This is a genomic window from Paraburkholderia sp. FW306-02-B (assembly GCF_058782725.1).
In genome coordinates this window covers 218,785-237,041 of the sequence record NZ_JBYSXZ010000001.1, presented here as the reverse complement: position 1 = coordinate 237,041, position 18,257 = coordinate 218,785, and the positions used below count along the sequence as shown (strand labels likewise).

Here is an 18,257-nt window from a genome sequence, read left to right as displayed (position 1 = left end):
GTCCGGTCTTGTCACCCCCATGCCATCCAATTCTTGCAACCCCGACCGAAAAGATTCGCCAAGGACTACATCAATCTCGTCGCGGACGCATTCTTCCGTTGCATTGCGGCATCGCCAGCCGCTTTACTGTTCTATAGGTCGATCTAACGTGCCCGGCGTCGATAGAAACAAATTGGGAAGCGCATCCAATCCGGAATGCTTCACCTCGTCGATCACGCCACCTCGTTTTCTAGCGGCCTCAGCCACACCGTTTTTGGCATGAAATGCAATGCCCACGTCCGCTTCGCTCAACATCGGCACATCGTTCGAGCCATCACCCACCGCGGCTGCCATCGAGCCCGCCGGGCGCCTCGTGCGCACCTGATCGGCTTTGGCTAGCGCATCGAACACCTCGCCGATCACACGCCCCGTCAGCACTTCGCCATCCGTTTCGAGCACGTTCGCGGCCTGGAAATCCAGGCCCAGATCGGCCTTCAAGGGCTCCGTAAAATGAGTAAAGCCTCCGGAAAGCACGCCCACCTGTGCCCCAACGTGCTTGAACGCGGCAATCATTTCACGCGCACCCGGGCTCAACTCGACATGTTCGCGATAGACCTCCTGCAATTCGGAAACGGGAAAGCCCTTCAGAAGGGCCACACGTTCGCGCAAGCTCTCGGCAAAATCGATTTCGCCCTTCATTGCCCGCTTCGTAATCGCTTCGATCTGCGCGCCGATGTTGGGCCCGGTGACGCCGCGCGCGGCTAGGATCGACTGCCATTTGCGCGCGATGGCATCGATGCATTCCCCCAGGATGAGCGTTGAGTCCATATCCGACGCGACGAGCCCGACCCGGTCGATGCTGCGCCAGCCGGGAATAACCGCGGTATCCACACGATGGCGCTCAGCGAGCGCCTGCAATCGCGTCGCGAGGTCCGGCGCTACTCGCCCAACGTCATGCAGGCGATAGGCATCGCCCGTAGCAAGAGGCAGGCGCACGGTGGAACCTGCCGGCCGCATCAAATCGATGAATTCGCCCAACACGTGTTCGGGCAGATACGGCGCTTGCACGACGACATGGTTCAACCTATCTCCAATAACCGTGACCGATGCACGCACGCTTGCGCGCCGAAGCTTCGAGCCTAACGCGGCTAAGCCATTCAATGACTCTCCCATTTGTGACGGGGGGTCGGTCGGCGCGAGTTCGGTCGGTGACGTTGACGGCTTGTGAGGCAGTGGCCTCAACGACTTGTCGCTTTGCGGCTGGACGTTTAGAGATGCTCTGCGCATACCGGAATAGAGTGGGATTGAGCCTTCAAGCGCGAGAACGGAATCACCGCCGTTCTGCGACGGAAAGTGTAAGAGCGGACAGCCCCGCGCCTCAATCGTGAGATTCGTAGTAAATGGTGAATCGATTGGGACACGAGCCCGAAACACTACTGAACAGCGCAGTTCCTCGGCCGATATCCACGCGGCTATAGTCGAAAGCCACGAAACGTCGCGCGAACAGCGTCGTGCCGTACACAAGATGGAGGACTGCATGACAAACTCCGAAGCGCGCAAGGGCTTGCCTAAAGGAAGCAGCCCGCTAGACGCACGACACGCAATCGACTTTATCGAAGTCGCCGACTGTCAACTCGTAGTCAGTAAGAACGCTGAGCGCGGCGGCGACCCGAACGGCCGCGACCGCGTCTCCGAAATCGCGGCCGACCTCGCAGACGCTCATTCGGCGCACGAGCGCAAACAATTGCTACGTATCGCGCTGCGCACGATAGGCTTCGATTGGTTCTGCTACTGCCGGCTCGTCCGACTGGGCGAAATGGTCAACCGCGCACGCTACTTCGATCTCTGCTCTCCGCCCGGCTGGGCGCAGCGCTATGTCGATCAGCGCTACTTCGACCTCGACCCGCGCATGGCTTTTGCATGTCGCCACAACTGGCCCCTCGTCTGGGACCACGAGACGCTCGCAGCCGATAGCGTAATTGCGGCGGGCGAACCCGGTGAGCGGATGCGCCGCTTTCTCGAAGACGCGGATGGCTGCTGCACGCGCAGCGGCATCGCGTTCGGGCTCGTCGATCCGAGCAGTCTCGAGCACAGCGTGATGATCTTCAGCTCCGTCAACCCGACCAGCGAATGGATCGACGATCGCGTAGTCGGTCAAGCCTATGCGCTAGGCCTCGGCGTGCACGCCTTCTTGGCCGAGCAAATGGCCTCGATGGCGCAAACGCCAACGCTATCCGATCTGCAGCGGCGCATCCTCAACTTCACCGCGAAGCGGTCTTAGCGACCGCGAAATCGCGCAGCAGTTGAATATGTCGCGCAGCAATGTCGACTATCACATGCGGCAGATCCGCGAGAAGTACGGCGTACTCAATCGGGTGCAGCTCGCGTACCTTGCGGGCCGTCTGTTCGTCGTCTGAAGCGCATGTGCGCCACCCCGGCGAGCGTAAATTAGGCGCCCCACGCATTCGCTTTACCGCGGCGGCGCGACAGCCTCGCGCTGATGCCGCTCGTGTTCATGGTCGATGAGTCCGTACACGTGAACACCTCCTGGTCATCGCACGACGAGGCTCACTGCCGTCCGGCGGCGGCTTCTTCGCTCGGAGCAACGCGCCAAGCCTTCGCGCCTGACACACCCGCGACACACCCCCTCGCGATGAATCAATTCGCCCACATCAGGATGGCTTCGCATCGCGACACGTCGTTCGAGGCGCGGTGATACCTTCATGTCCCATCCCAAGTCCTCGACATTCAAGGCATTAGGATGCCTTACCATTACGGCGTTCAGGGGCAATCGTCCTTTTCGTGCAATTTCTGGCGGTTAATATCTAAAAACGCTTATTTATCAGAGGCTTGGTGAAAGCGCGTTTCAAGGAAATGTTGCAGCACGGAGATCCTTGCTCGACGGGGCTCTGCGCGCGATGACCGCCAGAAATTGCACGAAAAGGACGACTACCCCGCGAAATGTCTCTTGGTGAGGACCGCACGACGGTAGATGTGCATCGTGCGGCGCACCCACTCGGTGGCCTGCGGCAACCCGTCGCGTTCGATGAGGAACTCAATGCGTGCGTGCTCGCTCATTCTCGCCTCTCTATCGTCATTCAGGCCTGGCTTGCGACGTTCCTCCTGCTGACCTGCCTAATGACCGCGCGGAAGATAAAGGGGGATAAACAAGGTACGCGCTTTATGCGCTGCAGCGCATAAGCGCTGTTATGCAGAGTTGCCGGTTATGCGCAGGCGAGATGAATTTCTGTCCCACAAGCTGGGGAGATCGCTGTTTAGGGAACTTGATTACTTTGCATAACGGGAGCCTTCTGAGGGCACCGCCATGTTGGCGGTCGAAGGAGGTTTTGCTATGGCTGCCGTGAACAATTCTTACGCGGCACAAATGCACGCCCTGACTCCAGGTGCGCTCGGATCGTACCTCGATGAGTTCGCCTCGGAGCTCGCACGCAAGGGCTAGAGACGCCGACATTCAAGTCCACTTTAGAAAGAGTACGAACCTAAGCGATGTTCTGTCGCCCGCTTATACGCTGTTTTTCGTGCTAGCACGCCTCGGATGCTTCGCTTACTGCATCGATCGGGGTCAATTCTGTCCCCAGCTTTAGCCTGTCCAAATAGTCAGCCCACATCTGCATCATTACAACCCGATTGTCGATGAACTTCGTTCGGTTGTATGCCGTGCCGAGCGAATCCGATACCTTGTGAGCAAGCTGGTGTTCGATGACCTCGCTTGGGAAACGCAATTGCTCGTGCAGGATCGTACGCGCCATCGCCCGAAAACCATGGCCCGTAATTTCAGTTTTCGTATCGAAGCCCATCCGCCTTAGGGCCGCATTAATTGCTGCACCACTCATAGGCTTTTTCACGTCACGCCCCGGAAAAACGTATTTGCGTTGCCCGGTGAGCGCTTCCAGTTCGCGCAGAATCGCGACGGCCTGAGTTGCGAGCGGCACTAGGTGCTCGGTTTTCGTCTTGGAGACCTTGTAACGCCATTGTGCCTTTTCGAAGTCGAATTGCGCCCACTCTGCCGTGCGCAATTCACCGGGCCGCACAAAAAACAAAGGGGCCAAGCGCAAAGCACACTGGACAACGAACGTTCCCTGGAAGCCGTCGAAGGCACGTAGAAGACCGGCTACCTCGCGCGGCTCTGTGACAGACGCGAAATGAGTATGTCGGGCGGCTGGAAGCGCACCGCGGAGATCAGCGCTGACGTCTCGCTCTGCCCGCCCCGTAGCCACGGCATAACGGAAAACCTGGCCGCAGTTCTGATGAACGCGGTGGGCGGTGTCGAGCGCGCCGCGGGCCTCCACCCGCCGCAACACCGCGAGCACGTCAGGAGGCTTGATTTCCGCAATCGCACGGCCACCAAGCCATGGAAAGACGTCCTTCTCCAACCGCCCCATGATTTTGTCCGCATGGGTAGTTGCCCACCCCGGTGACTGCCGTGCAAACCACTCGCGTGCTACTGCTTCAAAACTGTTCGCGGAACGCTCGACTGTTGCCGCTTTCTGCACTTTCCGCTCAATACTCGGATCGACACCATTCGCAAGCAGCTTTCGCGCGGCGTCCCGACGTTCACGCGCTTCCTTCAAGCCCACGTCGGGATACACCCCGAGTGATAGACGCTTCTCTTTGCCCCCAAACCTGTATTTCAAACGCCACCATTTACCACCAGCAGCCGAAATCTCCAGGTACATGCCACGCTCGTCGAACAAGCGATAGAGTTTGTCCTTTGGCTTTGCGTTACGAACGCCCACGTCAGTCAATGCCATTTCTCACGCCTCGACAGGCACGTCAGGCGTTGCGCTCAAAAAGGCGCGAAGCCCAGTGCTTTCCGATGGACTAAGGTTCATACGGCGAGCGCCGATTCGAATCGACAGCGCGCCATCGCTGTCTATGGAAAAGCGCATCGCGGCATCCAGCCGAGCCGCTTCGTCCCTCAGCGGGGCACGCTCCTGCCTCCTGGCTTCGCCCGGATTGGTACCCTCGGCAAGTAAAACTCGCGCCTCATCTCGCAGCTTCCTCGCCGCTGCAAGCGTAACGGCGGGATAGCTACCGAGCGACAGGCTTTTCTCTTTACCGCCGAACCGGTACTTCAGTCGCCAGTACTTGCCACCGCCCGAAGAGACGAACAAGTACAAACCGCCGGCGTCGAATAGCTTGCTCGGCTTAGCGGCAACGGCCGTGGAATTGATGATAGATTCCGTCAGAGGCATTTGGGGAATAGTGCAGCAGCAAGGTTGGGAGTTGCCCCTGAAGTTTTCCCCGTTGGGGGCAAGATGTCAATGGAAGCGTTTAGACATCGCTGGAAATAAAAAACCCCGCAAGCCTTTACGGCTGCGGGGTTTCTAGACTTCGTTGGACATCGTTGGATATGATTTTGGTGGAGAGGAGGAGGATCGAACTCCCGACCTTCGCATTGCGAACGCGACGCTCTCCCAGCTGAGCTACCCCCCCAACGTGCAAATAATTCTAGCACAAGCATTTTCCGTTTTGCCAAGCGCCGCAGCGTGGCAAAACGCGCGGCAAAACATCACTTCGAAGGCGCTCCAGCGAGCACCCAATCGACCACCGTGCGAATGTCCGCATCGCTCATCGACTGATGTGCCGGCATCGGAATCATGCCCCATACGCCAGCCCCACCATCCTTCACTTTGCGCGACAGTTTCGCCGGCGCTTGCGTATCGTCCTTGTACTTCGCGGCGATCTGCTGGAACGACGGCCCGACCAGCTTGCGGTCCACCGCGTGACATCCCATACAGGCATTCGCATTGGCAACGATCTGACCGCGCGGCACATCGGCCGCCTGCGCCGTCGATGCAAAAGCACAACCCAAAGCACTCACCGTCAACACCGCGCTTACGAAAGAAGCACCCCACGTCATGGCGTCGCCTTCGGATTACCGGGATGCACCGAGTTCGAATTGCTGACCGGGGCCGGCGCCTGCTGTTCGAGCGGTCGCGCACTTACCGACGAATCGGGAATCGCGCCGATCGTCGGGGCACTGGCGTCCGGTTGCGATGCAGTCACCGGCGCAGTCGCCGCAGCCGCGGCAGCCGCCGACGCTTCCTGCGGCTGGATGTACTGGAACACCTTCACGACCTGCGTCACGCCCGGCACGCGGCTCGCGACGTCCGCGCCGCGATTGCCCTCGTCCATCGTGACGAGGCCCATCAGATACAGCGAGCCACGCTCGGCCACCACCTTGAAGTCGTTCGCCGAAATATTCTTCTCGGCGATCAGGGCGGTCTTCACGCGCGTTTCAAGGTAGGTGTCGTTGGTGCGCGACGAGAACGAGCTGGCCGGTGCAATCGCGAGTTCGTTGACGATCGTGCTCACGTTGTTCAGCCCACGCACGATCGTCTCAGCCCGCTGCTTCGATACGTCGCCCGGCACTTCGCCGGTCAGCAGTACGCGCCGGTTGAACACCGTCACGTTGACATGCGCGGCGTCCGGCAAATTCTGGCTGATCTGCGCCAGCGCCTTCACCTGCAACTCGCGATCCTCCGTCTGCGCGCCGAGCGTGCGCCGGTCGGTGGCCACCAGCGCGCCGCCGCCCGCCGCACCGGCAACGGCGAGGAAGCATCCCTGCAACGTCGCGGACAGCCCTGCCGCAAACCCGACCACCAGCACGGTTCTCACCAGTGTTTTCTTGACGCGGAATACGCTCATCAACTAGCTCTCCTTCGAAATCAGTCTCAGTCTTCGCCCAGCAACATGGCATCGATGCCGTCGCACAGACAATGGATGGTCAGCAAATGTACTTCCTGGATACGTGCAGTGCGATCGGACGGCACGCACACGTGGATGTCGGTATCGCTCAATACTTCCTGCATGCGCCCGCCGCCCTTGCCGGTCAGCGCGACCACGATCATTTCGCGCTCATGCGCGGCTTCGATCGCGGCCAGCACATTGGCAGAATTGCCGGACGTGGTGATCGCCAGCAGCACGTCGCCCGGCTGGCCGAGCGCCCATACCTGCTTCGAGAAAATCTGCTCGAATGAATAGTCGTTGGCGATCGCGGTCAGCACGGACGTGTCCGTGCTGACCGCGATCGCCGGCAAGCCCGGACGCTCGCGTTCAAAGCGGCCAATCAGTTCGGCCGCGAAGTGTTGTGCATCGGCCGCCGAGCCACCGTTGCCGCACGCAAGAATGCGATTGCCGTTGGCAAGCGCGGTGAACATCGTGTCGACCGCAGCAGCGATCGGCATCGACAGGGTTTCGAGGGCTTCGAGTTTGACTGCCGCGCTGTCGCGGAAGTGTTGTTGAATGCGTTCGACTGACATCGAGTCTCTATCTTGTACCGCGAGTGGGCCGCAGTGCGCGGCCGTGTTGTGAAGTCGGGCTGTGAAGTCGGGTGGTGCTGATGAACCATGCAGGAAACGCACTGCATACGCGCAAATACTTCGGAAAACGCGCTGCTTCCTGTGTTGCCGGCGTCGTGCATGTGCCCCGCACGCGAGCGCAAGTTTATCGCACTCACGCATGATCTCCGCGCACCGCGTCAGACTTCGTCGGCGCGAAACGCATCGCGCAGCCAGACAAGCCGGCCCGCTTCGAACGCAATCACGTCGAAACGGCACGCGGGCTCATCGCGTGAATGCCGGCTGCGGGTCGCCAGATAGTGCCGCGCGGCGCGCACGAGGCGCTGCTTCTTATGCCACCCGATGCTCGCCGCCGCGCCGCCATAGTGCCGCTGCGCACGCGCGCGAACTTCGACGAACACCAGCGCGCCGTCACGCTCGCGCATCACGAGATCAATCTCGCCGCCCCGGCACAACACATTGCGCGCAACAAGACGCAAACGCTGCCGCTGCAGAAATTCCAGCGCACGCGCCTCAAAAGCGGCGCCGACGAGATTGGACCCAGCAGGTCTCAAAAAGTTGTGCGCATTGGCCGGCGTGCTTGCCGGCGTTGCTTCGGCGCGGTGCCGCGCCGGCCGTGACTCCGGCCGTGAGTCCTGCCGTGAGTCCGGCTGTGAGTCGCCCGGCTCGCGGGCCGCTGCGTGGCACAATGGCTGCCTCGTTCTGTCTGTCTGCGTCTTCTGCCTCATGACTCCTCTCTCCGAACTCGCGCAAGGGCAGCAGTACCCCGCTGCCGCGCTGTATGTGGTGGCTACGCCGATCGGCAACATCGCCGACGTCACGCTGCGCGCGCTGCATGTGCTCGGGCTGGTGGACCGCATCGCCGCCGAAGATACCCGCAACACGGGCCAGCTGCTCGCGCGCTACGGCATCTCGAAGCCGCTTGTGGCCGTTCATCAGCACAACGAGCGGGAAGCTGCACTGCGCCTGATCGAACATCTGCAGGCGGGCGAACGCGTGGCGTACGTTTCCGACGCGGGCACGCCAGGCATCTCGGACCCCGGCGCCAAACTCGTCGACGCGGTGCGCGAAGCGGGCTTCCCGGTGATTCCGCTGCCCGGCGCAAGCGCGCTCGCGACCGCATTGAGCGCAGCCGGCGACTGGGTCGCGACGTTCTCGTTCCTCGGCTTTTTGCCGCCGAAAGCAAAACAACGCGCGGCGACGCTGCAAGGGCTCGCGACGCATCCGCACGCGATGGTGTTCTACGAAGCGCCGCACCGGATCGTCGAAACGGTGCAGGCACTGGCCGACGCGCTCGGCGGCAAACGCAAGCTGTTGATCGCACGGGAATTGACGAAGTTACATGAAGCGCTGCATCGCGGCACCCTGGCCGAAGGGCCAGCGTGGCTCGCCGCCGATCCGAACCGGCAACGCGGTGAATTTGTGCTGGTAGTCGAAGGCGCGCAGCCGGAAGCCGCCGGCGAACACGATCACGACGCGCTGCTGGGCATCCTGCTGGAAGAGTTGACGGTGAGCAGCGCGGCGAAAGTCGCGGCGGCCATCACCGGAGCGTCGCGCAACGCGCTGTACGCGCGCGCGTTGGCGCTGAAGAAGGACGAATAAAAACAAAGGGCCGCGCAAGGCGGCCCTTTGACTTGAATCTTTGCAGGACAGGCACGCAGCGTCGCGCGCTCGTCCGCTCGCTGACATGGCGGACGCGCCTGAAGCGCGCCCGCCGCCGTCAACTTACTTTTCGGCAGTCGAAACCGAGTTCGACGCCAGCATTTCGTTACGTGCGGCCCTTGCTTCCTGCTGCGTCAGACCTTCGATCTTGACCCGCGCTGTACCGGCATGGCGCATGTTGAGCGCGTTCGCAGCGGCCATCGACAGGTCGATTACCCGGCCGCGCGCGTACGGCCCGCGGTCGTTGATGCGCACGACGACCGAGCGCGAGGTGGCCGGATTGGTGACACGCACATACGAGCCGAGCGGCAACGTACGATGCGCCGCGGTCAGCGCATGCATGTCGTAACGCTCACCGTTGGCGGTACGGCGGCCATGGAAGCCACGGCCGTACCACGAGGCGCGGCCGGTTTCACGATAGTTCGAAATGCTGGGACCATCGTCCGTCAGAGGTTCCGCATCGGCTAGCGATGTGCCTTTGGCGGCCGCATCGGATGCCTGAGCGCCGCCGAAGGCTTGCGGCCCAAACGAGCCCGCCTGCGCATTCTTGTTGCTGAGCGGCATGCCGCTTGCGGCGGTGTTGCCGGCGCCCGGAGGCGTCGCACAGCCGACCAGCACAAAAAAGGCAAAAAGACTCCCTAGACCACGGGTTAACCGAGTTTTCATAAGACGTGCAATCACATTGTCGAGCCGCATCACGCGAAAGTTGAGCGTGTTGCCTGCGACTCCGGCGGCGACGGACGACAACGCGCCGCGCAGACGAGCGCAGTACGTAGAAGCCCGGATGCGGCTCACACAGCCGCTACCGCACGGTTAATTTTCACGTCTGGCGCAACCTGTCCCCGGCAGCCTGACCAGACCCCACATGCCGCCATCGAACGTGGCAAACACGTTCTTGCGCGCGGAACTCAGCGTGCAGGAACGGCGGCGTAGGCCCCACCCAGCGTCACGGCAGTTAAGTCCGTTGCAGGCGCGCGGCGCCTGGCTGGGTAAGACGTGTGCATCGAACGCATCGATACTTGATTGCCGTCGACAAAGCGCGACGGCACATACTTGAACAGCAATCCGCGTGCCCATTTTTGATGAGGACGTATTGCCTTGTGGCGGCACGGTTTCCCGTGCACTGGGGGGCATTATACCCAAAAGATATTTTCAGGATGGCAAGCGACTGAAAACCTTGATGATTTTTCACTATCGCTGCAAAAATGGGCAAGCAACAGCCCGCCGCAACCAGGCCTCGGCGCCCCCGGCGGGGGTAGGCGAGACGCCGGTACAATCAACGTTTTTCCAGCGGCGCCGTCATCCATGAAAGTCACCTTGATCCCCGTCACGCCGTTCCAGCAGAACAGCTCGCTGCTTGTTTGCGAGGCGACCGGGCGCGCAGCCGTCGTCGATCCGGGCGGTGACCTCGACGTCATTCAGGGCGAGATCGCGCGCCAGAACGTGACGGTCGAAAAAGTTTTTCTGACGCACGGGCACATCGATCACTGCGCGGGCGCGAAGACACTCGCCATGCACTACGGCGTGCCGATCGAAGGTCCGCATCCCGACGAGCGCTTCTGGCTCGACAAGCTGCCGGATCAAAGCACGCGCTTCGGCTTCCCAGCCGCCGAGGCGTTCGAGCCGGACAGTTGGCTGCAAAACGGCGACACCGTGCAGTTCGGCGACGAAACCCTCGAGGTTTATCACTGCCCGGGCCATACGCCCGGACACGTGGTGTTCTTCAGCCGCAAGCATCGGCTCGCGCTAGTGGGCGACGTGCTGTTCGCCGGCTCGATCGGCCGCACTGATTTTCCGCGCGGCAATCACGCCGATCTGGTGCGCTCGATCCGCGAGAAACTCTGGCCGCTCGGCGACGATGTCACCTTCGTCCCCGGTCACGGACCGACTTCGACGTTCGGCGCCGAGCGCCGTACCAATCCGTACGTCGCGGACGGAGTAGAAGCATGAGCAGCGAAATCTATGTGAGCACCGATGTCGAAGCGGACGGCCCGATTCCCGGCCCGCATTCGATGCTCAGTTTCGCCTCCGCCGCCTACACGGAAGACAAGCAGCTGATCGCCACTTTCTCGGTAAATCTCGAGTTGCTCGAAGGCGCCGCGCCGCATCCGGTGCAGGCTGCGTGGTGGAAGACGCAGCCCGACGCATGGGAGGCTTGCCGCAAGGATTTGCAGCAGCCGGAAACCGCGTTGACGGCTTACGTCGAATGGGTCGAGGCATTGCCGGGCAAGCCGGTGTTCGTGGCAATGCCGGCCGGCTTCGACTTCACCTATATGTTCTGGTACATGATGCGGTTTGCGGGCCGCTGCCCGTTTTCCTGGTCGGCGCTCGACATCAAGACGCTGGCCTTCGCGATGACCGGCCTGCCGTACCGCAAGAACATCAAGCCGCGTTTTCCAAAGCACTGGTTCGACGATCATCCACACACCCACGTCGCGCTCGACGACGCGATCGAACAGGGCGCGCTCTTCTGCAACATGCTCAAGGAACTGCGAGCGACTCAGGCAGCAACTGCCGCAGCCGGTAAAGATGGGGACGGCTCAGGACAAAACACCACTGAGGAACCAGCAAATTAGGGAATCTCCCTCGCTGAAGCCGTTTTACATTGCGTTTCGTTTTCGAGCCCTCTACCATGCGTTGATACGGCGACGCAAACGGAGGCGCAGTTGACACTCGATACGTTCTCTCAAAAAATCCTGCGCCTGCTGCAGCTCGACGCACGCCGCTCCGTGCAAGAGATTTCCGACCAGGTCGGCCTGTCGAGCACACCGTGCTGGCGGCGCATCAAGGACATGGAGCAATCGGGGGTGATCCAGCGCTACACGGCGTTGCTCGATCGCGAAAAGCTCGGGCTGCACGTCTGCGCGCTCGCGCATATCCATCTGACGCGTCACACCGAAGGTGGGGTCGAACAGTTCGAGCGCGAAATCTCCACCTGCCCGGAAGTCACCGAGTGTTACAGCACGACCGGCGAATCCGATTACATCCTCAAGATCGTGGCGCCGGACATCAAGGCGTACGACAGTTTTCTACACGAACGCATCTTCAAGATTCCAGCCGTTGCACAGGTGCGCACGAGCGTCGTGCTGCGCGAAATCAAATTCGACACGCAATTACCGCTATGACACCGTGAAGCTGAGCCTGGCGCGGACTTTTCGGTTCAACGCCATGGCGGTGCGTTCAGGCGGCGTTGTGCGGCTCCGCGAGGTTGGGGTGCGCGATACCATCGCCAGTCGCGGCTTCCTTCGCGGAGACGGTTTCGGCCGGCGTCGCGTTCAATGCCTGCACCACGTCGAGCTTGCGCGCGCCCAGGCGGTGTTTGAGCGCAACCAGGTCGACGCGCACCAGCCTCTGCGCGTCGCTTTCGACAGCGCGCGAATCGTCGGGCGGTAAGGTCACTTCGACATCCAACCCGGTGCTCAGGTAGTGGATATTGACCCCCGCAGCCTTGATGCCGCCCTCGGCAAACGCTGCGGCGACTTCAGCGACGACCCGCTCGCGCGTCGGCAGGTTGACCGGCGGCCGCGCGACTGCATCGTTTTCCGGGTCGACATGGATCAGTGCGTCGAGCACGCGGTTGTCGGTCAGCACACGCAAGCGCGCAGACTCCGCGATGTAATGCCCTTCCGATACCGAGATCAGCGGATCGACCAGAATGTGCGCGTCGACGAGCGCGAAATCGCCCATCTTGCGCGTGCGCAGTTCGTGCACGTCGCACACGCCGGGCGTCGATAGCAACAGCGCGCGCACGTCGGCGGCCGCGGATTCGTCGAGCGCGCGGTCCGACAGATCCTGCAGCGCGTCCCAGCCGAACGTCCAACCCATGCGCGCCACCATGAAGCCGACAATCGCCGCCGCAATCGGATCGAGTAGCCGCACACCCGCGAGGCTGCCGATAATACCGATCGCCACCACCAGCGACGACGCCGCATCCGAACGCGCGTGCCATGCGTTCGCGATCAACATCGCCGAACGCACGCGCTGCGCTTCGCGCAGCATGTAGCGAAACAGGCTCTCTTTGGAAATCAACACCAGTACGGCGACCGCGAGCGCGCTCATATGCACGGCGGGGATGTTCTGCAAATCGGCGAGACGCGTACCGGCGCGCCACAACATGCCGACGCCTACCGCGATCAGCAGCCCGCCCAGAAATAATGAAGCGACGGTTTCATAGCGGCTGTGTCCGTAATTGTGATCCGCGTCGGGCTTCGCGCCGCTGTGCCGATTGGCGAACAGTACGACAAAATCGGAAATCAGATCGGCAAGCGAATGGACACCGTCGGCGACCAGCGCCTGAGAATGCGCAAAGACGCCGATGACGATTTGCAGCGTCATCAACACCGTATTCAGCGCAATACTGACAAAGGTACTTTTGCGCGCAACGCGATGTTTCTCGGCGGACTGGGCGATGGTAGCGGAAGGCATCTGAAGCTACGAGAAAAGTTCAATGCCAGCATTCTACCCGGCGCGGATCGAAAGCGCGTCGCCATGGAATAAAATTTCCTTTTAAATCAGATGCTTATCTAAACGAAAAGCATTCGCGTTCCAGTCGTATGGAGCACGTGTGACACAAATCCATGTCAATTCGCCGGCGCAATAATAAAAAAACCGCGCCCTGAACGGTACGCGGTTTTCTCTGTCAGCAGCGGCACGGTAAAGGCGCCACTGGTGTACGGCATTACTTCTGGATCAGAAACTTCTCACGATCGAGGCCTGCGATCCAGCGCGGCGGCTTGCCACGACCCGACCACGTGCTGCCGCTGTCCGGGTCGCGATATTTCGGCGCGACACCGGCACGCGGACGACCGGCTTTAGCGCCCTTGGCTGCACGGCCGCCGCCGAGTTCGCTCAGCGTAATGCCGTAATCGGCCATTTTCTGCTTGATCTCATTCAACACTTCTGCGTATTCACGCGACTTCGCTTCTTCGATCTGCTTTTCGAGCTTCTCGCGCTGGGCGAGTAGTTCCTTGTAGGAAGACATAGGTTCCCTTGTAGTATGGATAAATGACTGCCAGTCTTAAGCCGGCTTGCCCTTTGAAGGTGTTCATGCCTCGGAATTCGCAGGCGAGATTAACACAAATTAGAAAGACTGCAAAAGTCACTTCGTAAAATTAATCATATTTCGTTTCAAAAAATTTCCTTCGAACGCGGTGTTACGCACGGTCTTTCAAATGGCTGATTTCGTCTTTTGCTGAAAACTGGTAGCGGCGTTTCCGTAATCATGGGATTAATTATCAAAACATGAAAATTAAGATGCATATTTCGCACCAACATTTCATGCCATGAAAGCTTTAACATGAATTCACGAAGCATATTGCGATAGATGCCCGCGCTGTTATTGCGATATACGTGTTTTCCCCGAACGGCAATCAAAGCCTAATTGGCGTGGCGGTGGATGCAATCTTCGAGCGCGGCGTGCAAGGTTTCGGTGTCGTGTATGGCGTCGTCGAAAATGAAACGCGTGCGCGCACCGTCGTGTTTCAGATCGACGCCATATCGATCGACGCCAAGCAACTGGAGTTTGGCGGCGCGCGCCGGATGCTTTGTGAAGTGCTCGATCAACGCGTGCTCTTCATCGAAGCCGAGCGGCGCCAGCGGATCGAGCTCAGCGCCGTCGAGCCATCCCATCGCGCCGAAGCCGCCGATGTAGCGCAGCCGTTCAAGCCTCATCACCCAGAACGTGAAGTCGCCGAGAACCAGGTAGCGTTCGGCATCCGGGTGATAGCGCAGATAGCGATCCACGACCTCGGGCGTCGAGTCGACTGGTTCGAAGGTGCCGAGCAAGGTAACGCGCTGGCCGCTCTGCACGTCGCCATCCGGCGCGTCGACGGCCAGAAAGCCGGCGCGCGGGTCGGCATGCAGGTTGTGCGTATGCTCGGCGAGCCGGCTCACGAGAATTGTCGGACGGTGCCGCGGGTCCGGTGCGAACGGCAGCACCGACGGGTAGGGAAAACCTTGCGGCTGGCGTGCATGGGTCGCAAGCGTGCCGACCGCGGCCGTATGCAGCAGATGCAATGGGGCGTGGGCAGGAATGTTCAAGTGTGCGTTCCTCGATGGATGGCCGGCAAAATAACCAACGAACGAATTGTGGGCGGGTGCCGCTTTCCTCTCACGCCGCCCCGAATAATCGTAAATACTAGATCACCGCGCGCCGAGCAGAGGACGGCACGCTTCGATAGAATCGGAAATTCGCTTTCAACGCGCTTTCTTCCGGCGTTCTCTCCCTCGACGAGATTTCAGTGTCCGACCGCTCTCCCGGCTTCGCCGCCCTCCCCGCCGCTCACCGCGATCTTTCCGGCACCGCGCGCCAGCGCGCCCGTTTTGCCACTATGGCGGTGTTTTTCATCGCCGGGATGATGTACGCATCGTGGGGGGTGCATGTGCCGACCGTGCGCGACCGCTTCCATCTGAACGCGGCGCTGCTGTCGTTCGCGCTGCTGGCGGTGGCGGGCGGCTCGATCGGCGCGATGGCGGCGAACGCTTCGTGGATCGCGCGCGTCGGGACGCGCCGCGCCTGTCTCTCGGGCGGTCTCGCGATGACGGTGTGTGCGGCGCTGATTCTGGTCGTGCCGGCTTACTGGCTGTTGCTGATCGTGCTGGCCATCTTCGGCGCGGGCATGGCCACACTCGACGTCGCGATGAACGCGGAAGCCAGCGCCGTTGAGAAGGCGCTCGGCAAGCCGATCATGTCGTCGCTGCACGGCATGTTCAGCGTCGGCGGAATGTTCGGCGCGGCGGTAGGCGGCGCGTTGCTGTCGCGCGGCATGGTGCCGGCGGTTCACCTTGCACTGGCCGCGGCGGTCAGCGCGCTGGTGCTGATCGCGGCCTGTCCATCCGTGCTGCCGCATGTGCCGCACGCCGACCACCCGGACGCCGCCACGCCGCGCGCCAACCGCTGGCGCTCGCCGGCGTTGTGGGCACTCGGCGCGATGGCGCTGGTCGCGCTGATCGCCGAGGGCGCCATGTACGACTGGGCCACCGTCTACATGCGTGACGTCGTGCTGGCGACGCCGGCACTCGCCAGCGCGGCATACGCGGCGTTCTCGGGCGGCATGGCGGCGGCGCGTTTCGCCGGCGACGCGGTGCGCGCCCGCTTCGGCGCGCCGCAACTGGTGATGGCAAGCGCGTCGCTCGCCTGCGCGGGGATGGTCGGCGCGCTGCTGCTGCCGAATGCGATTGCCGCGCTGATCGGCTTCACGCTGATGGGCCTCGGGCTCGCCAACATGATGCCGGTGCTGTTCGCGGCGGCGGCGAGCGTCAAAGGAATTCACGCGGCCGAAGGACTCGCGCACGTCGCGGGGCTGGCGTACTTCGGCCTGTTGCTCGGGCCGGTGATTATCGGCGCAGTGACGCAGTTGACCAGTTTGCCGATCGGTTTGTCGGTGGTGGCGGTGTGTTCGGCGCTGATCGCGGTTGCCGGTCCGAAGGTGCTGCGGCGTTTGAAAATCTGAGGCAAAACCGCGCCTCCGGTGTGTCGGCGAACCTAACGACATGCGAAAACCCGGCGACTTACGTTACGTTACGCGCGGCCTGCGCACGGCGGTGTTCCGGGCCACATTGGCTTCTTCGGCGCTTTTTTGCGCCGGCGTCTGAACCGCCAACCCGTTGATCCATATGCATTTCTTCGTCTGGCCGATCATGCGGATATTGGTGGCATAGGCCTTGCAGTTAGCTCCCCAGCAGTTTCCAAGTTACGGGGGAGCAGACCATGAATCACAATTTCAAACTCTCGACGATCGCTATGTGCGTGACGTCGATGATTATTCTGACGGGGTGCGGGACCACGTTGCACACGCCGAACCTGGCCACCGGCGCGGGAAGCGGTTCGGGTTCAGGCAGCGGCACGCCTACGCCGACACCAACGCCGACGCCAACACCCACGCCAACGCCCACGCCCACGCCCACGCCAACGCCAACGCCAACGCCAGCGCCCACCAGCGCCAATCCGATCGGCGTCGTCGTTCAAAACACCAGCAACGTCGTCACCGCGACCGGACAAACCGTCTCCTCGATCGGCGGTCAGATCGGCCTGACACCGATCCCGGGAGCAAACCCGGCGACCACCAGCGCGCTCGGCAGCGTGGTATCGAATCTTGGCAACGGCGTTGCCGCGCTCGGCGCGGGGGCCGCAAACGGCCTCGGCCAGCTCGGCAATTCCACCGATCCACTCGGCACGACGCTCGCGAGCAGCGGCAACCTCGTTTATAACGCCGGCCAGGCCGTCAACAGCGCGGGCCAACTTGTGACGAGTCTCGGCAGCGGCCCCACCGCGCCGCTCGGTCCGCTGACCACGCCGCTCGGCAGCACCGTCTCGACAGTCGGCAATGCGGTCAGCAGCCTCGGCACCATACTCGGTTCGCAACCGACGACGGGGCCAACCCAGCAAGTCTCGCAAACCGTGAGTACGGCGATCACACCGATCACCGCCACACTCGCGCAGACGACCCAAACCGCCGGCGATACGACCGGCCTCGGTTCACCGCTGAACGGCCTGCTGTCGACTATCGGCCAGGGACTGAATAGCGCGGGCGGCCAGATCGGCAGCGCCACCGGCAATCCGATCGGCCAGAACCTCGGCAACGTTGTGAGCAAGGTCGGCGACACGGTCACATCCGCAGGCGGCCTGCTGACGGCTGGCGGTTCGAGCAGCGGCAACCCACTGGGCGGCATCACCGGCATCCTCAATCCGGGCGGCGGCGCTTCGGGTAGTCCGCTCGCGCCGTTGACCAGCATTCTCACTGCGTTGCCCGGCACCTTGAACGACGGCCTGAGCGGCGGCAGCGGCTCCGGCAGTCCGCTTGCGCCGTTGACCAACGTACTCACCACATTGACCGGCAGCCTGGGCAGCGGCGCCGGCGGCTCGGGCGGTCCGCTTGCACCGCTGAGCGGCGTGGTGAGTTCAGTCACCGGCGCATTGAGCGGCGCGACGGGCAGCGCCGGCAATCCGCTCGCACCGGTGACCTCGGCGGTGTCGTCATTAACCGGCACGCTCGGGTCAGCCGCGGGCTCGGGCGGCACCGGCGGGACCAGCAATCCGCTCGCACCGATCACAGGTCTCCTTGCCACCGTGACCGGCGCGCTGAGCGGCACGGCGGCACCGGCGGGCGGTACATCGGGCGGCGGTTTGCTCGGCGGTCTCGGCGGACTGGCGACGAAGAGGTGACGAACACGAATAACGACAGCAAATAACGACGGCAATACAAGCGTCGAAGGGGGGTGGCGAGCCGGGCAACCGGCTCGCCGTTTTTTGATCGCCACGACATAAGCCGATGCGGCGGTGCGGGAATCCCT

At 61.9% G+C, this 18,257-nt stretch carries 20 protein-coding genes and 1 tRNA gene; 8 read left to right on the top strand and 13 right to left on the bottom strand.

All coding sequences use genetic code 11. From position 1 onward, the window contains the following. Positions 1 to 123: 123 nt before the first annotated feature. The gene (serB, locus tag AC3WOG_RS01040; RefSeq protein WP_492576233.1) at positions 124 to 1,095 is read right to left on the bottom strand and encodes a phosphoserine phosphatase SerB; all 972 of its coding nucleotides are present in this window, start codon (positions 1,093 to 1,095) and stop codon (positions 124 to 126) included. Between the two features lie 421 nt (positions 1,096 to 1,516). Here serB and AC3WOG_RS01035 point away from each other — a divergent pair, with 421 nt between their 5' ends. Together AC3WOG_RS01035 and AC3WOG_RS01030 are read left to right on the top strand one after the other, a co-directional pair. Further along, the gene (locus AC3WOG_RS01035) at positions 1,517 to 2,260 is read left to right on the top strand and encodes an autoinducer binding domain-containing protein (protein ID WP_492576232.1); all 744 of its coding nucleotides are present in this window, start codon (positions 1,517 to 1,519) and stop codon (positions 2,258 to 2,260) included. Between the two features lie 28 nt (positions 2,261 to 2,288). Beyond that, positions 2,289 to 2,396 carry a hypothetical protein gene (locus AC3WOG_RS01030; protein WP_492576231.1) on the top strand — a complete coding sequence of 36 codons (108 nt, stop codon included), beginning with the start codon at positions 2,289 to 2,291 and terminating at the stop codon, positions 2,394 to 2,396. Between the two features lie 532 nt (positions 2,397 to 2,928). Here AC3WOG_RS01030 and AC3WOG_RS01025 read toward each other — a convergent pair. The 8 genes from AC3WOG_RS01025 to AC3WOG_RS00990 all read right to left on the bottom strand — a co-directional run bounded on the left by AC3WOG_RS01025 (position 2,929) and on the right by AC3WOG_RS00990 (position 8,032). Beyond that, positions 2,929 to 3,057: a hypothetical protein gene (locus AC3WOG_RS01025; protein ID WP_492576230.1), complete on the bottom strand. Its 129-nt coding sequence runs from the start codon at positions 3,055 to 3,057 to the stop codon at positions 2,929 to 2,931. A gap of 464 nt (positions 3,058 to 3,521) precedes the next feature. Continuing rightward, entirely contained in the window at positions 3,522 to 4,751 is a 1,230-nt protein-coding gene (locus AC3WOG_RS01020; RefSeq protein WP_492576229.1) for a tyrosine-type recombinase/integrase, read from the bottom strand. Positions 4,752 to 4,754: 3 nt separating this feature from the next. After that, positions 4,755 to 5,195 (bottom strand): Arm DNA-binding domain-containing protein, encoded by a 441-nt coding sequence (locus AC3WOG_RS01015; RefSeq protein WP_492576228.1) that lies wholly within the window; start codon positions 5,193 to 5,195, stop codon positions 4,755 to 4,757. Between the two features lie 165 nt (positions 5,196 to 5,360). Further along, positions 5,361 to 5,436, bottom strand: a tRNA-Ala gene (locus AC3WOG_RS01010). A gap of 76 nt (positions 5,437 to 5,512) precedes the next feature. Beyond that, positions 5,513 to 5,863, bottom strand: coding sequence for a c-type cytochrome (locus AC3WOG_RS01005; RefSeq protein ID WP_492576227.1), 351 nt, complete (start codon positions 5,861 to 5,863; stop codon positions 5,513 to 5,515). Beyond that, positions 5,860 to 6,651 (bottom strand): BON domain-containing protein, encoded by a 792-nt coding sequence (locus AC3WOG_RS01000; protein ID WP_492576226.1) that lies wholly within the window; start codon positions 6,649 to 6,651, stop codon positions 5,860 to 5,862. The genes AC3WOG_RS01005 and AC3WOG_RS01000 overlap by 4 nt, the downstream gene beginning before the upstream one ends. A gap of 26 nt (positions 6,652 to 6,677) precedes the next feature. Then, positions 6,678 to 7,265: a phosphoheptose isomerase gene (locus AC3WOG_RS00995; protein ID WP_492576225.1), complete on the bottom strand. Its 588-nt coding sequence runs from the start codon at positions 7,263 to 7,265 to the stop codon at positions 6,678 to 6,680. 218 nt (positions 7,266 to 7,483) lie between these two features. Continuing rightward, positions 7,484 to 8,032, bottom strand: a complete 549-nt coding sequence (locus AC3WOG_RS00990) for a YraN family protein (RefSeq protein WP_492576224.1) — start codon at positions 8,030 to 8,032, stop codon at positions 7,484 to 7,486. Between AC3WOG_RS00990 and rsmI the strand changes: the two genes are divergently transcribed. Next, positions 8,031 to 8,906, top strand: coding sequence for a 16S rRNA (cytidine(1402)-2'-O)-methyltransferase (gene rsmI, locus AC3WOG_RS00985; RefSeq protein WP_492576223.1), 876 nt, complete (start codon positions 8,031 to 8,033; stop codon positions 8,904 to 8,906). The genes AC3WOG_RS00990 and rsmI overlap by 2 nt on opposite strands. A gap of 123 nt (positions 8,907 to 9,029) precedes the next feature. Here the strand turns inward: rsmI and AC3WOG_RS00980 are convergent, their stop codons facing one another. Next, positions 9,030 to 9,632, bottom strand: a complete 603-nt coding sequence (locus tag AC3WOG_RS00980; protein ID WP_492576222.1) for a septal ring lytic transglycosylase RlpA family protein — start codon at positions 9,630 to 9,632, stop codon at positions 9,030 to 9,032. A gap of 639 nt (positions 9,633 to 10,271) precedes the next feature. Here AC3WOG_RS00980 and AC3WOG_RS00975 point away from each other — a divergent pair. The 3 genes from AC3WOG_RS00975 to AC3WOG_RS00965 all read left to right on the top strand — a co-directional run bounded on the left by AC3WOG_RS00975 (position 10,272) and on the right by AC3WOG_RS00965 (position 12,091). Beyond that, complete coding sequence (locus AC3WOG_RS00975; RefSeq protein ID WP_492576221.1) at positions 10,272 to 10,916, top strand: MBL fold metallo-hydrolase; 645 nt, start codon at positions 10,272 to 10,274, stop codon at positions 10,914 to 10,916. After that, positions 10,913 to 11,542, top strand: coding sequence for a 3'-5' exonuclease family protein (locus AC3WOG_RS00970; RefSeq protein WP_492576220.1), 630 nt, complete (start codon positions 10,913 to 10,915; stop codon positions 11,540 to 11,542). The genes AC3WOG_RS00975 and AC3WOG_RS00970 overlap by 4 nt, the downstream gene beginning before the upstream one ends. A 90-nt stretch (positions 11,543 to 11,632) precedes the next feature. Beyond that, the gene (locus tag AC3WOG_RS00965; RefSeq protein ID WP_134457328.1) at positions 11,633 to 12,091 is read left to right on the top strand and encodes an Lrp/AsnC family transcriptional regulator; all 459 of its coding nucleotides are present in this window, start codon (positions 11,633 to 11,635) and stop codon (positions 12,089 to 12,091) included. A 55-nt stretch (positions 12,092 to 12,146) separates the two neighbouring features. Here AC3WOG_RS00965 and AC3WOG_RS00960 read toward each other — a convergent pair whose 3' ends face one another. The 3 genes from AC3WOG_RS00960 to AC3WOG_RS00950 form a co-directional block, all read right to left on the bottom strand. Continuing rightward, positions 12,147 to 13,391 (bottom strand): cation diffusion facilitator family transporter, encoded by a 1,245-nt coding sequence (locus AC3WOG_RS00960; protein WP_492576219.1) that lies wholly within the window; start codon positions 13,389 to 13,391, stop codon positions 12,147 to 12,149. A 253-nt stretch (positions 13,392 to 13,644) separates the two neighbouring features. Continuing rightward, on the bottom strand, positions 13,645 to 13,947 hold the full coding sequence (locus tag AC3WOG_RS00955; RefSeq protein ID WP_115099403.1) for an H-NS histone family protein: 303 nt from the start codon (positions 13,945 to 13,947) through the stop codon (positions 13,645 to 13,647). A gap of 395 nt (positions 13,948 to 14,342) precedes the next feature. After that, positions 14,343 to 15,005: a HugZ family pyridoxamine 5'-phosphate oxidase gene (locus tag AC3WOG_RS00950; protein ID WP_492576218.1), complete on the bottom strand. Its 663-nt coding sequence runs from the start codon at positions 15,003 to 15,005 to the stop codon at positions 14,343 to 14,345. Positions 15,006 to 15,205: 200 nt separating this feature from the next. Here AC3WOG_RS00950 and AC3WOG_RS00945 point away from each other — a divergent pair, with 200 nt between their 5' ends. Beyond that, complete coding sequence (locus tag AC3WOG_RS00945; RefSeq protein ID WP_492576217.1) at positions 15,206 to 16,417, top strand: MFS transporter; 1,212 nt, start codon at positions 15,206 to 15,208, stop codon at positions 16,415 to 16,417. A gap of 257 nt (positions 16,418 to 16,674) precedes the next feature. Then, on the top strand, positions 16,675 to 18,129 hold the full coding sequence (locus AC3WOG_RS00940) for a collagen-like triple helix repeat-containing protein (protein ID WP_492576216.1): 1,455 nt from the start codon (positions 16,675 to 16,677) through the stop codon (positions 18,127 to 18,129). Positions 18,130 to 18,257: the final 128 nt, after the last annotated feature.